This is a genomic window from Ureibacillus sinduriensis BLB-1 = JCM 15800 (assembly GCF_000772955.1).
GTDB lineage: Bacteria > Bacillota > Bacilli > Bacillales_A > Planococcaceae > Ureibacillus > Ureibacillus sinduriensis.
The window spans coordinates 25,761-41,249 of sequence record NZ_JPVO01000039.1 but is presented as its reverse complement, the minus strand read 5'-3'; the positions used below and the strand labels follow the sequence as shown (position 1 = coordinate 41,249).

The following is a 15,489-nucleotide window of genomic DNA, read 5'->3' as shown; positions in this document are numbered from 1 at the left end:
TTATATAGAAGAAAGGTGATTCAACTTGAAGAATTGGCTGAATATGCGTACTGCATCGTTTGTAGTATGGGTAATAATATCAATCGTCATGATTGTTACAATGCCAAATTTAGATACATTAGTACGTGAAAAAGGTCAGACAGATATTCCATCCTACACTCAAAGTAAGGTGGCATCAAAGCTGCTGACGGAGATGGCCGATGAGGGAACCGATACCTATGAGTTTATAGCGGTATTTACGAGTGGCAATGAGGAAGCATTGACTGAAGCACAGCTTGAAGAGGTTGATCAGGCAATCCAAACCCTGAAAGATCATCGCGATGAGCTGGGGATAACGGACATGCTTGCTCCCGCAGATAGCGAAGAGGCAGAGAAACAACTTGTTTCCGAAGATGGAACAACGATATTAACTCAAATTTCCGTTGATAAAAATCAAGGGACAGTAGAAGAAGCTGCCCAAAGCTTGAGGGAAGAAACGGAACTGCAATCTGTAGATTCTTATTATACAGGAACAGATATCGTAATGGATGATTTTGCAAAGTCATCACAGGCGGGAATTAAGAAAACTGAGGTCATTGCGATTGTTTTCATACTGGTCGTATTAGTTTTAGTATTCCGATCTCCAGTGGTTCCTTTAATTTCGTTAATTACAGTAGGCGTATCCTATATTGTTTCCCTTGGGATTGTGACCCAGCTTGTTGATAAGTTCAACTTTCCATTCTCAAATTTTACGCAAGTCTTTTTGATTGTTATCTTGTTTGGAATAGGAACAGATTATAATATCCTACTTTACACACGTTTTAAAGAAGAGCTCGGAAAAGGCGGACAAATTTTAAAAGCGATTACTGAGACATACAAGACGGCAGGTAAAACGGTTATATATAGTGGGATTGCAGTATTTATCGGATTTATCGTACTGTATTTAGCGGAATTTAAACTTTACCAGGCGACATCGGCTGTTGCAATCGGGGTAGCAGTTTTAATGCTTGTATTACTTACATTAAATCCGTTCTTTATGGCTGTATTTGGCATTAAGATGTTCTGGCCGGCTAAATCGATTAATGGCCATAGTGAAAATAAAATATGGTTATTTTTATCGAAGCATTCTTTCTTTAGACCGATTGTTGCATTGGTATTGGTAGCTGTCATTTCAACACCGTTCATTATTAAATATACCGGTGAACTGAATTATAATGATTTGGTTGAAATCAGCGATGAATATGAATCAAAACAAGCAATCAATGTAATTGAGGATCATTTCCCATCTGGGTTCTCATCCCCAACAACATTGGTTATTAAAGAAGAAGATTCACTTGCCACTCAATCTGGTTTGCAAGATATAGACCAATTGGCAGATGTGATCTCAAATGTAGATGGTGTCTCCCAAGTGTTATCTGTAACACGTCCGGCGGGGGATAAAATTCAAGATTTATATATCCAGGATCAAACAAATACACTAAATGAAGGTCTTGGTTCGGCTCAAGAAGGCTTGGGAACTATTAACGAAGGTCTTTCTGAAGCAGAAGGCAAGCTTGGTGAAGTAGACGAAAACAGCTTTGATAGCGTCCAACAACTAATTGATGGTACTACTGCAATGGAGCAGGGGGTTGGCAAGTTAGGGGATGCTTTAAACCAAGTAGCGAATGGCTTGGAAAATGGTGCTAATGGGGCAACCGAACTGGAAGGTGGTCTAAGTGCCTTAAAAACAAGTATTGGTAATTTAAGTAGTGGTGCCTCTGAATTACAAAAAGGGTACGGGGAAATTGAAAATGGATTAAGTGCATTTAGTGAACTTTTCACTACAGTGGAAAATGCAATTGCAAGCAGTGCACAAGGTTATGCAGCCATTGAACAATCCATGAATGTCTTAGTTGAATCTAATCCGGATTTAGCCACTGATGTGAATGTCCAAACTGTTATCGGTACAGCAGTATCCGCCCAGGCTCAGCTGGCGCAACTAGCAACAAAATTACAAGAGTTAACGCCACAATACAATGTAGCCATCACTTCTCTGCAACAAGCAAATACATCTTTCGCTCAAATTACAAATGGCTTGGAGCAGGTGGAAAAGGGAGTAGGACAACTGCAAACGGGAGCTAATACGTTAGCGACAGGACTCCAATCAGGTGAAGCAGGGGTTAACCAAATTAGCTCCAAAACTGGAGATCTGGAAACAGGATTATCTACAGTTAACGACGGCCAAAAACAATTGCAAGAAGGTTTAACGACACTTCAAGATAAAATGAAGCAATTGCAGGACGGCTTGGCCCAAAGCACAGATGGTTTAACGGAGATCAGTGATGGTCTATTGGACGCACAAGACTATCTTGGAGAAGTCAGCAGTTCAGATTCAAATAGCGTCTTCTATATACCGCAAGAAGTATTAGACGGTGAAGAATTTGAAGAAAGCTTGGATATGTACATGTCGGAAGATCGGACAATGACAAAAATGACGATTATCTTGGACGTAAATCCATATTCAAAAGAAGCGATGTCGATTATCAAAGATATCGATGAACAAATCAAGGCAACTGCAAAAAATTCAAGTCTTGCCGATGCAGAAATCGCATTGGGCGGTAAATCATCAGCCAATGTAGATTTGCAGCAAATTTCCAGTGATGACTTTACGCGTACGATTGTTATCATGATGATTGGTATTGCACTTGTATTAGTAGTTATCACACGCTCTATTTGGCAACCGATTATAATTATTGCGTCGCTTATTCTTGCTTACTACACATCACTCGGCCTTTCTGAATTACTGAGTGAAGCATTGCTGGGGCAAAGTATACTGAGTTGGAATGTTCCATTCTTCAGCTTTATCATGATCGTAACACTAGGGGTGGATTATAGTATCTTCTTAATGATGCGTTATCATGAAGTGAAGGAACAGGGAAGTGCAGGAATTATTGATGCAGCCAAACATATCGGCGGCGTTGTCTTGTCAGCGGCCCTAATCTTGGGTGGTACGTTTGCGGCGTTAATTCCTTCGGGTATTGTTACACTAATGCAAGTAGCGATTTTGGTTTTGGTCGGCCTTGTATTATTAAGCTTTATTATGCTGCCGGTCTTCATGCCAGCAGTAATGGGGCTGACTGAAAAAATGAAAAACGTATTCTCAAGAAAAAAAGAATAGGATAAAAATAAAAAAGGTGGTGGGAATTTAGTTGTTCCCGCCACCTTTTTATTGAAAGCATCTAAATCAACTAGCTTATAGAAATACTTTTTATTGAAAAGATAATTACGCATGCTAAGAATATTCACCTTGTTAGAAGCTCTTGAAATCTGGGAAAAGGAATCTCATTTTTCCTCAAACCTTCTACAAAGAGAACAACTCGGCAATCATATAACCCAACAATACTTGCCTTATCAATAAAAAGATGCCTATTGGCTTTGAACCAATAAGCATTAAACAGGTTGTATAAAATGGGTTTGTGGAAAAATTACTGCACCTTATTAAATTGAATAATCCTTTTCAATAAAGAGTATTTACGAGAAGCCAAAAGCATAGTTGTTACTTAAAAGCTTTGAAATTCCAGCTATAATCACACTTGCTCATAATGTCAGAAAGGAGGAAGTTTTCGCCATTACAGAAGATGTGATTTTTTTCTGCTTTAACCGAGGGAAGCTTTGTTCCCCGCCTATTTTAAAATATACTCTATTTGCTTGTTTTTGAGAGATTTGTCGGAATTCGGATTCCCTTACATGAAATAGAGTAATTGTGCAATTGTCATAATGTCCGCATTTGCTGGATGAATGGATGATCTTAGTTTTCTTCTTAAATCTTTTGGAGACCCGAGCTTACTAATATCATGCTGTTCACATGTTTTTAAACTATCTATTCATATTTATAGCATCTGCTTACATCATCAAATTGACAATTCTCTTTCTTGATTCCCAACAGTAAAGCATTGTCTTCAAAAAATGCTGCATTCGCATTTCCAATCTTCCATGGAGTTTCTTTTAAGAGGGGGAAGAGATTGAATCACAATTCTTTAAGGCATGAATCTACCAGGTGAGTATGATTGCCGAAAAGATTCAATCCTTGAATCTCCATTTGGTCATGGTGCCATTTCTTAAAAACATTAGAGTACTAATAGATTAATATAAGGGTTGTAGCCATTCTTCCAGATTATACATCATCAATTTGCCTATTTGGAGGAGTGTGAACATGGCAACGATGATGAGGAGAACATTTACAAACCTTGTTTCACCTCCTTTCTGTATCATTTTATTCGGTTAATAGATTTAGTTAATGGACATATAGCCATGAAAGCTAAAAATGTGCTGAAGTCTAGATAGAAATCATGAGGAATGAATCTACTTAGAATCTACCATAAGTAAATGTTGGGAAATTGCCCCCAACAAAACGGAGACCACATCGGTATCCTGAAGAAGTGGCGGAGAAATAAAAACAGTTTCCCTTTGTTTGCCGGGAAACTGCTAATATGGAAATATCTAACTAGAATGATGAAAAACTTCGATATCCTTTGCCAACTCCTTACGATCACTATACCGTTTCCCTATTAATAGAATAGCAAGTGCAACAGTTACGATGGAGCCTGCGAAGGAAAGAGGCGCTTTAAAGCTATTAAAATATGATTCAACCGAACTTGCCAGTATAGGCCCGATAATTTGACCGAGCGCATAGGAGGTAGTCAATGCAGAGACCACAACCCCACTTTGTTTCGGAAATAGCTCACGTGCATAAGCCGTTGATAGAGAAACAATCCCTACAAAAGTAAAGCCGAATAAAAACGCTGATAAAAGAACACTCCAGGATGTCTGTGCAAAAACAGGCAATAGTATCCCAATCACCTGCAAAATATAAGCAATTGATAATACTTTCACGGTAGTGAACCGGGATATTAACAGCATCCATAACGGTGCAGCCGGTGCGGCGGCTATTCCGGCGATTACCCAACTAAAACTGGCAAACGATCTTAAACTCTCAATATTGTAGATGATATCTACCAAAAATGTACCTGTAATAATATAACCAAGGCCTTCCAAACCATAAGCAATGATTAACCAAGGCATAAACCCTTTGAAGATTTTAGTATCATTCGATTTTTCAACTTTCTCGCCATTTTGGATAGAGATACTCCTCCAAAAAACGATTGTCATAATGAGAAATAGCGCAGATAATATACCGAGCCCCAGCCAAGATCCCTCCCAACCGAAACGGCCCTCGATAAACGGTACGAGTAAACCCGAGATAGCAATACCGATCCCGATTCCGGAGAATAAAAAGCCCGAATAACGAGTCTTCGAGTGGGAAGCCAGGTAATCCATAATAATACTAGAGGTCAATACGAAAATAAAACCACTTGTTGCACCTGCAATAAATCGCAATAACAGCCATAGCAAAAAAGAATGTGTCAACCCCATTATGAAAATCGAGATCACATTAAGTATCACAGTTATAATCAAGAAATTTTTTTTATTGCGGTAAATAAACCCCGCGCCAAGAGCCCCTGCAAAGTAACCGATATAATTACTAGAAGCTAGGTAGCCACCTTTTTCAAAGGAGAGCCCTTCCTCTATTCGCATGAACGGTAAGATCGGTGTAAATGCAAAACGACTGATCCCCATTGCAACTACTAAAAGCAACACGCCTCCAAATAGCACCTCTATGTGTTGTCTTTGCATTCGTACATCCCCTTATGACTAATTTGTGAAAAACTTCAAAAACTTTCATATAATTGTAACATTCTATCATGAGGAAACAAGCTATATAAATCGAGGAGCGTCGATTTTAAGCTATATAGAGGTAATAACAGGAGAGAATTCCACCACGATCTAACTAACAAAGGTGAGTATAGCTGTTTAGAAAAGTTGTATTTACAGACGTGAATTCACGAATTTCTTTATATAAGATGTATATTTATAATAATGTGATTTAAAGAGGGCAGTGTACCAAGATAGAGATTGCATTGATGTTCGAAAAAATACGAATTAGTTAGCATATAGGAAGGAAATCAAGATGAAAATAAAAAAAGTAACTATACGCCATTTAAATATGAAACTTAAACATCCATTCTCGACAAGCTTTGGCACTATTTCTAACAAAGGATTTTTGCTTTTAGAAGTAGAAGATGAAAAGGGAACAATCGGATTTGGAGAATCGGTTGCCTTCGAGGCGCCGTGGTATACCGAGGAAACAATGAAAACAACTTGGCATATGCTGGAGGATTTTTTAATTCCCTTAATTTTGGACCGAGAAATACGGCATCCCGAAGAAACAATCGAGTTATTTAAAGGGATTCGAAAAAATTATATGGCTAAATCTGCGATCGAAGGAGCGCTATGGGATATTTATGCCCAACAAACAAACCAATCTTTGGCACAGGCCCTTGGTGGTAAAAAGGATAAAATCGAAGTGGGTATTAGCCTAGGAATTCAAGAGACGATTGAAAAACAAATTGAGGTAGTCGCTAAAGCGGTTAATGAAGGATATAAGCGTATTAAACTTAAAATCAAGCCAGGTTGGGACGTAGATGTAATGCGCGTTCTACGTGAAAATTTCCCTGAACTGCCAATGATGGCTGATGCGAATTCGGCTTACACTTTGGCGGATGTGGAGATATTTAAACAATTGGACGAATTTAATTTAATGATGATAGAACAACCACTTGCACCGGACGATATTATTGACCATGCTGAGTTGCAAAAAATGATCAAAACCCCGATTTGTTTAGATGAAAGCATCCTTTCATTGGAGGATGCTAGAAAAGCGGTTGAAATGGGAAGCTGTGGTATCATCAATATTAAAATTGGCCGTGTCGGCGGGATATCAGAAGCTAAAAGAATTCATGATTATTGTGAGAAAAAGGGGATTCCGGTATGGTGCGGCGGTATGCTTGAATCCGGGATAGGCCGGGCACACAATATCGCTCTGACGGCACTATCGAATTTCGTTATGCCCGGAGACACAGCAGGCTCCAATCATTACTTTGAACAAGATATTATTACGCCGGAAGTAGTTGTAAAGGATGGTTATATTACAGTCCCTCAAGAAGTTGGAATAGGCTTTGCTCCAAATTTGGAGGCCATCAACAAATATACAACAACTAGTAAAACATACAAATAGCGTGCAATATCGCAGGAGACTTTAACCTTTGACCTCCTGCGATTTTTTCGTCGAAATTTGAAAAACATTTCATGGCTTTATTTGACGTATGTATATAGAGAAAACATATCTTGATCGCTTCAAAGATATGATTGTCCAATTTAGAAATGAGGGAATTGGTGAAAAAAAGTTTTCAAATCGGCGGAGCGTTTGTTGGTTTAGTTGTTGGCGGGGGCTTTGCTTCCGGACAAGAGATCATGCAATTTTTTACTGGCTTTGGTACCTACGGAATTACCGGTGCCATTGTCGCCATGATCGGATTTTCATTTTTGGGGATGAGTATCGCACAATTAGGGTATGAACTACATACTACATCGCATAAGGAAGTTGTTTATCACATAGCAGGGCGTTCTTTTGGAGCGATATTGGATATTCTGATCACGTTCTTTTTATTCGCTGTCACAGTAGCCATGTTTGCAGGGGCTGGGGCTACATTTTATCAGATTCTGGGTATGGATCCCATAATAGGCAGTCTATTTATGGTCATCATCACGGTGCTTACTTTAATGCTGAACGTAAAGAACATTATTAGTATTATTGCCGTAGCTACACCTTATTTGCTGGGCGTCATGCTCATTATCGCGATCTATTCTATTTTCACAATGGATTTAACTATAGCGGAACAGAATATGTTAGCACAGCATCAACGGGTAGCGGCTCCTAATTGGCTGATGGGTGCTTTGCTTTATGTTTCTTATAATATCGCTACAGGAGTTGCAATGATGACGGTTATCGGCAGTACAGCGAGCAGTCGGAAGGTTGCTGGAGCTGGAGGGCTGATTGGCGGCATCATTCTTGGAATTTTAATTCTATTAATCAACATTGCAATGTTCGCCAAAATGGATATTGTTGCAGGTAAAGACATGCCGATTTTGGAAATTGCGTCTAATATGCATCCGTTATTGGGAATTATAATGGCTATCGCGCTGTTGGGAATGATTTATAGTACCGCGGTGGGGCTTCTCTACTCGTTTATCATACGATTTGTTCCCGCAAAAGATCCAACTTACAAACCAGCAGTTATTATGGTAGGTGCGATTGGGTTTATGGCAAGCTTTATAGGGTTTACTACTTTGGTTGGCAAGGTGTATTCCTTAATGGGGTATTTGGGCTTTTTCATCATAATCGCCATCTTCTTCTCCTGGATAACGAAAAGGTAACCTCCGTGGCTAGCGGGGGTTATTTTGGTTATAAAGAATGAAAAATTGTTAGAGGGCTACCTCGCTTCCCATAAATTCCGTTGAAAACCATAAAAAATGGTAGATTCATGACACATTTGAATGTCCTGTCATTTACTAGTAAGAAGAAACTTGATGAGCGAGGAGAATGAAGTTGAATAATCAATTCCAGTGGAGAAGGGTGCCTGCCTTACCTCAATCCATAGGCCAAACTGTTATTGCAAGCCAAGTCGGTGATGTAACTGGGGACGGATTTTTGGACTGGGTATATCTAGTCGGCACTAAACAACCGGATAGCCCGTATATTACGAATGTAAAGTTAATGATTAGAGATGGCCGTACAAATCAAGTTCAAGCAATCACACTTCCAGAAAGTGCGGGATATGAGCCGACAATCTGGTTGGGCGATTTGACGGGAAATGGTGTAAAGGATGTCTTTGTCGTCATGGATTCTGGCGGGAGCGGAGGCATCATTTTGGCCTATGTATATGCCTCTCTCCATGGAAGAATGACAAAAATTTTTGATTCCATTCAATTTAATGAACAGCATTCCTTTAAGGTACAATATGCAAATAATTATAAGGCGAATGTATATAGTGAGAATCCAAGAAAAAAATATACTTTAGATCTGCAATATAAAGGAAAGGAATATCTAGATGAAATTTATAATGCAAATGGAACATTAAAACAACCGATTGAAGGATGGGTGGACCCTCCGAGTGCTTTATATCCAATTGATTTGGCACGCAATGGGAAGTATGACTTGCTCGGCATGCAGCAAATTGCAGGACGATTCCATGCAGATGGATTGGGGTACATTGAAAACCTTCTCCATTGGAACGGCCGGGAGTTTATTATTGTGCGCCAAACAGCAGCAATTTATGGTGAGGATATTTAAATAATTTTATGTATAACCTCCTTGAAAAAACGCATTCTATTACCATCACGTCAAGGAGGGAAAAGATATTGAAAAAAATATTAGCGATACCGTTTATGTTTCTTTTTGCAGGTGCATTAGTTGGTTGTGGCATGAATGATGAAGCAGGACAAAATAATGACATTATAAATGAAGATGTACATGATCAAGGTACTAACAACTTAAATGATGGTACAAATAACGATACAGGTACTAATAACAATAGTGTTGGCGATGATGAAGCGTTGGATACACAAGATGGCATGGGCACTAACAACGGTACAACTGACGGCATGGGCGGCACTAATAATTCCACAGGCGGAACAACAAACGGTACGACAGGTGGAACGGGTGGTACTACAAATGGTGCAGGTACTGGCGGCACTACAGGTGGAACTGGAGGAACAGGTACTGGTGGCACTGGAACAGGTGGTGCTGGAGGAACAGCTACTGATGGTAATGAATCAAGCGGTACAGGAACGGGCACTGACGGAACAACGGATATGGATAAAGCGGATGAAGAACGATAATTAAATTAAAGCCGAGCCGATTTCTACTAAGAAATCGGCTTTATTTTTTAAAATTCATTCGTAAATAAAAGAAGCCGATAATATGCTATTAAGACAGAATTAAAAGAGAGAGGGGGGCTGAAGGCGATGATACGTTATCCAAGTTTAAGTAAGCCGATTAGAGTGGGTGTAACTGCACCGTCATCAGGGCTGCATTTAGATGAACATCCCTTTTTGGAAGAGGCAGTTTACCGAATGGAAAGTAAAGGCTATCATTTTAAAATCGGACAAACCTGTTGGACCCAATATAAGGCGAAATCTGCACCTGCGGAAGTACGGGCAGCTGAACTGAACTCCATGCTGCAGGACGACTCGTTACAGCTAATTTTTCCTCCCTGGGGAGGGGAGTTGTTAATTGAAATATTGGGGTTGATTGATTTCGAGAACATTAAGCCCAAGTGGATTTTGGGCTATTCAGATATCAGTGTACTTTTACTGGCTATGACGTTAAAGACGGGAATTGCCACAGCACATGGCCCAAACTTGGTCGATCTGCGTGGGCAAACATCCGACCCAACGACGGCTATGTGGGAGAAAGTGTTAAGTACGAAAGTTGGTGAAGAAATCATTCAATATCCATCCGAATTGTATCAGTTAAGATGGCAGCACGATTATGTTACGGATTGGATTTATCACTTAACCGAACCTACGAAATGGAAAACCATTAATAATACGCCCATACATATTAAAGGACGCTTATTGGGAGGCTGTATTGATGTAATACGCCATTTAATCGGTACACCATTTGGAGATATAGGGCGCTTCCAGAAAAAGTACATAAACAATGAACCGATTATTTGGTACCTTGAGAATTGTGAATTGACGGTGACAGATTTACGCAGATCGCTCATCCAAATGAAGCTGGCGGGATGGTTTGAGCGTTGCAGCGGGATTCTCTTTGGTAGAAGCAACGCAAATGAGACAGTCAATGATTACCACGTTTTGGATGTCTATATGGAGCTTGCCGAGGAGCTAAATGTGCCGATTGCGTATGATATGGATTGTGGACATTTGCCTCCACAGCTAACTTTTATTAATGGGGCCTATGCAGAAGTAAGAATATACAATAATAATGGGAATATGGTTAAGCAGATTTTTATGTAAAGTAACAAATTCAAAAAAACAAGCATCTCAAATGAAAAGGAGATGCTTGTTTTGATTGTGTCTTTACTACTTCACGATTAATGCAGGACAATTGACGCGCTTCATTACTTTATGACTAACGCTTCCTAATACCATCTCCTGTAGACCATTTAAACCGCGACTACCAATCACAACTAATTCAACTTGTTGTTCGTTTGCATAGTTGACGATTTCCAGACCAGGTGTACCATGCAAAAATGTCACTTTATAAGAAACCCCAGAATCTTTAAGTAATTGTTCTACTTTGACAATCTTTTTACGTCGCTCCAGATTGATTGCCTCACTTGAGCCCGAGTGCAACACATCGGTTTTCGATTGATCGAAGTCTACCACATAGGCGACTTCAATCATTGAATCTTTGCGGCATGAAGCAATCTTAATCGCTTCCTTTGCGGCTCGGGCTGCGTTTTCTGAACCATCTGCAGCTAGCAAAATATGTTTGTACACCTTGAACCCCTCCTAATGTGATGAAGTTGCACCTTCTAGTCTCGAAATTATTTTCTTGCTGGAAGAATCCAGTTCCACGACTTCAATGTGAATATTTTTCTCTTTTAAGAGCTCCTTTACCTTTAAAAGCGCTCCAACACCTGATTCGTCCCAAATGCGGCTATTGGAGAAGTCAATAAGAATCGATTTGCTATTAATTTCATTATATTTAAAGAAGTCGATAAAAGAATCGGTTGAAGCAAAGAAAAGCTGCCCATTTACATAATAACGATTATCCTCATGGGTGATACTGACGGAGGATATTTTGACAACGAAAAATACGGCACTAAGTATGACTCCAGCAATAACCCCTTTTGAAAGGTCATGTGTCCAAACTACAATTACAACTGTTGTAAGCATGACAATGGCATCTGTACGCGGGGCTTTGACAAGATACTTAAACGAAGCCCAATCAAAGGTTCCTATACACACCATGATCATGATTCCTACAAGTACGGGCATTGGAATTTTGACTACTAAATCCCCAAGAACAAGTATTAAAAACATAAGGAAGAGTCCGGCAATCAATGTGGACAGACGTCCCCGCCCACCAGACTTGACGTTAATAACAGATTGACCGATCATCGCACAACCAGCCATTCCTCCGAAAAATCCCGTAACTATATTGGCAATCCCTTGTCCCCTCGCTTCTTGGTTTTTATTGCTCTCGGTACCTGTCATATCATCAACAATTTGAGAGGTTAATAATGACTCGACCAAACCGACGATGGCGAGTGAAAGAGAGAAAGGAAATATGATTTTCAATGTTTCCAAACTGAAGGGAACATCGGGAATCATAAAGGTTGGCAAGGATTGGGTGATTGTCCCCAGGTCTCCGATCGTCCTTAAGTTAACGCCGCTAAAAATCGCGACAATGGTTAAAGAAATTATTGCGATAAGTGGTGCTGGAATCACTTTTATAAAACGTGGTAATGTATAGACAAGCAATAAAGTAATTCCGACAAAAATATAGGTCATCGTAGAAATTCCGATGAAATGCGGTACTTGAGCCATAAAAATCAAAATCGCCAATGAATTTACGAAACCAATCATGACTGCATTTGGAATAAACTTCATTAATCTTGCCACTTTTAAAACACCGAATAGTATTTGGATGACTCCGGTTAAAAGGGTTGCGGCGAATAAATATTCCAGACCATAGTCTTTTATCAATGGAACCATCACTAAAGCCATTGCACCAGTTGCTGCCGAAATCATTCCAGGACGCCCGCCCGCAAATGCAATGATCACAGCCATAGTAAAGGATGCATAAAGACCTACCATAGGGTCAACACCGGCGATAATGGAAAAGGCAATGGCTTCGGGTATAAGCGCAAGGGCCACGACAATACCAGATAAAATATCGCCACGAATATTTCCGAACCATTGTTGTTTTAAACTTTGCATGGAATTCTCCTTCAAAATAAAATTCTTTGGATATCATAACATTTTAATTCCCATAAAGGAACCCTTATGGGAAGTGCTTGGGAGTGAAAAATATGAAATATGGGTACATACGCCCTTTATATAACGATGAAAACTGCGAAAATCAGTTGAATCAGCTACAAAATTGCGGGGAGATCTATCAGGAAGCACACGGTTACCCCAAAAAAAGAGTAGAACTTGAACAAATGTTGATGTGCTTGCAAAAGGGCGATGTCATTGTTGTTGAACGAATGTTTGCCATAGCTGACACGACAAGGCACCTGATGGAACTACTAAAATTATGTGAAAAAGACGGTGTAACCATTCAGTTTATGAAGGAAGGGATACGGAGCAAGGAGACGTTATCTTTAGAATTGACGGATATTTTGGAGCACTTGATAGCCTTTCAAACAGACATCGTCAAACAATCAACCATTCTTGGACTTGCAAATGCAAAAGCGCAAGGCAAATCGATAGGACGGCCGAAAAAATCGGATGATAATATCCAAAAAGCGATTTCAATGTACCATTCAGGAAATTACACCTTACTTGAGATTAAAAATGAAACAGGGATCAGCAAGTCTACACTTTATCGGTATTTGGAGTCGGTTGAGTAAATTTAGCACTTACGGCAGATTCACCCAAGAAGCTTGATGCCGATGATAATAAAAGAACACGTCGAGTTTTATAGGGTCCTACAGTTTATGAGGAGGGGTATTATAGACGAGTTGAGTGATTAACGTCCATAAGCAAGCGGCTAATAGACAGTTCGTGTGAAAGCAGTGCTCGAAGTGTCCAAGAGAAGCCGGCTAATAGACAGTTCGAGGGAAAGCAGTGCTCAAAGTGTCCAAGAGAGAGTGGCTAATAGACAAATCGAGGGAAAGCAGTGCTCAAAGTGTCCAAGAGAAAGCGGCTAATAGACAGTTCGAGGGAAAGGAGTTCTCAAAGTGTCCAAGAGAAGGTTGCTAATAGACAGTTCGAGCGAAAGCAGTGCTCAAAGTGTCCAAGAGAAGGCCGCTAATAGACAGTTCGAGTAAAAGGCGAGCTTTAACTGTCCATAAGAAAGCGGCTAAGAGACAAGTTGAGCGGAAACGTGCTCAAAGTGTCCAAAAGAAGGCCGCTAATAGACAGTTCGAGTGAAAGGCGAGCATTAAGTGTCCAAGAGAAGGTAGCTAATAGACAGTTCGAGCGTAAGTTGGGCTCTAAGTGTCCAAGAGAGAGTGGCTAATAGACAAATCGAGGGAAAGGAGTGCTCAAAGTGTCCAAGAGAAAGCGGCTAATAGACAGTTCGAGGGAAAGGAGTGCTCAAAGTGTCCAAGAGAAGGCGGCTAAGAGACAGTTCGAGTAAAAGGCGAGCTTTAACTGTCCATAAGCAAGCGGCTAAGAGACAAGTTGAGCGGAAACGTGCTCAAAGTGTCCAAGAGAAGGCGGCTAAGAGACAGTTCGAGTGAAAGGCGAGCTTTAACTGTCCATAAGCAAGCAGCTAAGAGACAAGTTGAGCGGAAACGTGCTCAAAGTGTCCAAAAGAAGGCGGCTAATAGACAGTTCGAGCGAAAGGCGAGCATTAACTGTCCATAAGAAAGCAGTTAAAAGACAAGTTGAGCGAAAACGTTACTGAAAGTGTCCGTGAGCAAGCAGTTAAGAAGCAATCGAGTGAAAACTGATCTCTGAGTGTCTCGTCTCCCCAACAGCACCAAGCTAGCGTCCAAGATAACCCTCCCTATTCCCTATTGATTAAACATCGCCAACAAGTATGACCATAGAAAAAGAGAACCCATTTTCTGGGTCCCCTCTATCAATATAAAAGCATTAGTAGGCAGTCCAACCTGCGTCAGCAGCAATCACCTGGCCGTTAATGAAACTTGATTCGTCGGAGCCGAGGAATAATGCAAGTTGGGCGATTTCTTCGGGTTTACCAACTCGCGGCATCGTCCCGCTACCAGTCATTTGACGCCCCATACCAAACTCTGAAATATTTGCCATTGACGCGCCGATATTCGTTTCAACTCCCCCTGGAGCAATTCCGTTACAACGTATGCCGGAATTCGCATACATGTAAGCAGTATTTTTGGTTAACCCGGTTACAGCATGTTTTGACGCCGTATATGCAGCGCCGGCACGAGCTCCCCGTAGGCCACCAGCAGAAATATTGTTAACGATGACGCCATGGCCTTGCGCTAGGAAAATATTCGTTGCGATACGCATCGCTCGCATCACACCCGTTGTATTCACCGCAAATACGCGATCCCATTTTTCATCCGAAATTTCACCAACTGGCTCCATGCCATCCATGATTCCAGCATTGTTTACTAAAATATCTAGTTTACCGAAGGCCGCTTTCGTTTCAGCAAATAGATTTTCTAGATCGGTTAATTCAGCAACATTCGTACGGTTTGCAATTGCTTCTCCACCACTAGCATTAATGCCTTCTGCTACAGCTTTAGCTCCCTCGAAATTGAAGTCGGATACAACAACTTTTGCCCCTTCTTTTCCATAAGCTTCGGCTATAGCTTTTCCCATACCGGAAGCTGCCCCTGTAACGATTGCTACTTTGCCTTGTAATCTCATTAAGAAAACCTCCTGAATAAATTTAATGAACAGTTGTACAATAAAAGTATAAGGGAAATAAGTAAACGCTTT

11 protein-coding genes are annotated in these 15,489 nt (G+C 40.4%); 7 read left to right on the top strand and 4 right to left on the bottom strand.

The features are described 5' to 3' along the window. Positions 1-43: 43 nt before the first annotated feature. Positions 44-3,136, top strand: a complete 3,093-nt coding sequence (locus CD33_RS03075; RefSeq protein WP_036198155.1) for an MMPL family transporter — start codon at positions 44-46, stop codon at positions 3,134-3,136. A gap of 1,322 nt (positions 3,137-4,458) precedes the next feature. Here the strand turns inward: CD33_RS03075 and CD33_RS03070 are convergent. After that, positions 4,459-5,652, bottom strand: coding sequence for a YbfB/YjiJ family MFS transporter (locus tag CD33_RS03070; RefSeq protein WP_036198081.1), 1,194 nt, complete (start codon positions 5,650-5,652; stop codon positions 4,459-4,461). Between the two features lie 334 nt (positions 5,653-5,986). Between CD33_RS03070 and menC the strand changes: the two genes are divergently transcribed. The 5 genes from menC to CD33_RS03045 all read left to right on the top strand — a co-directional run bounded on the left by menC (position 5,987) and on the right by CD33_RS03045 (position 10,899). After that, complete coding sequence (menC, locus tag CD33_RS03065; protein WP_036198079.1) at positions 5,987-7,093, top strand: o-succinylbenzoate synthase; 1,107 nt, start codon at positions 5,987-5,989, stop codon at positions 7,091-7,093. Between the two features lie 158 nt (positions 7,094-7,251). Then, complete coding sequence (locus tag CD33_RS03060; RefSeq protein ID WP_036198077.1) at positions 7,252-8,292, top strand: YkvI family membrane protein; 1,041 nt, start codon at positions 7,252-7,254, stop codon at positions 8,290-8,292. Between the two features lie 166 nt (positions 8,293-8,458). Next, on the top strand, positions 8,459-9,208 hold the full coding sequence (locus CD33_RS03055; RefSeq protein WP_408056943.1) for a YybI family spore inner coat protein: 750 nt from the start codon (positions 8,459-8,461) through the stop codon (positions 9,206-9,208). A 68-nt stretch (positions 9,209-9,276) separates the two neighbouring features. Then, positions 9,277-9,756 carry a hypothetical protein gene (locus CD33_RS20405; RefSeq protein ID WP_052129935.1) on the top strand — a complete coding sequence of 160 codons (480 nt, stop codon included), beginning with the start codon at positions 9,277-9,279 and terminating at the stop codon, positions 9,754-9,756. 126 nt (positions 9,757-9,882) lie between these two features. Continuing rightward, positions 9,883-10,899, top strand: a complete 1,017-nt coding sequence (locus CD33_RS03045; RefSeq protein ID WP_036198074.1) for a S66 family peptidase — start codon at positions 9,883-9,885, stop codon at positions 10,897-10,899. A gap of 66 nt (positions 10,900-10,965) precedes the next feature. Here CD33_RS03045 and CD33_RS03040 read toward each other — a convergent pair whose 3' ends face one another. Both CD33_RS03040 and CD33_RS03035 read right to left on the bottom strand, forming a co-directional pair. Then, the gene (locus CD33_RS03040) at positions 10,966-11,385 is read right to left on the bottom strand and encodes a universal stress protein (RefSeq protein WP_036198072.1); all 420 of its coding nucleotides are present in this window, start codon (positions 11,383-11,385) and stop codon (positions 10,966-10,968) included. Positions 11,386-11,397: 12 nt separating this feature from the next. Further along, complete coding sequence (locus CD33_RS03035; protein ID WP_036198070.1) at positions 11,398-12,831, bottom strand: SulP family inorganic anion transporter; 1,434 nt, start codon at positions 12,829-12,831, stop codon at positions 11,398-11,400. Between the two features lie 92 nt (positions 12,832-12,923). Here CD33_RS03035 and CD33_RS03030 point away from each other — a divergent pair, with 92 nt between their 5' ends. Further along, positions 12,924-13,466 (top strand): recombinase family protein, encoded by a 543-nt coding sequence (locus CD33_RS03030; RefSeq protein WP_036198068.1) that lies wholly within the window; start codon positions 12,924-12,926, stop codon positions 13,464-13,466. Between the two features lie 1,192 nt (positions 13,467-14,658). On the opposite strand, the gene CD33_RS03025 is transcribed toward CD33_RS03030, so the two are convergent. Continuing rightward, positions 14,659-15,417 carry an SDR family oxidoreductase gene (locus CD33_RS03025; protein ID WP_036198066.1) on the bottom strand — a complete coding sequence of 253 codons (759 nt, stop codon included), beginning with the start codon at positions 15,415-15,417 and terminating at the stop codon, positions 14,659-14,661. Positions 15,418-15,489: the final 72 nt, after the last annotated feature.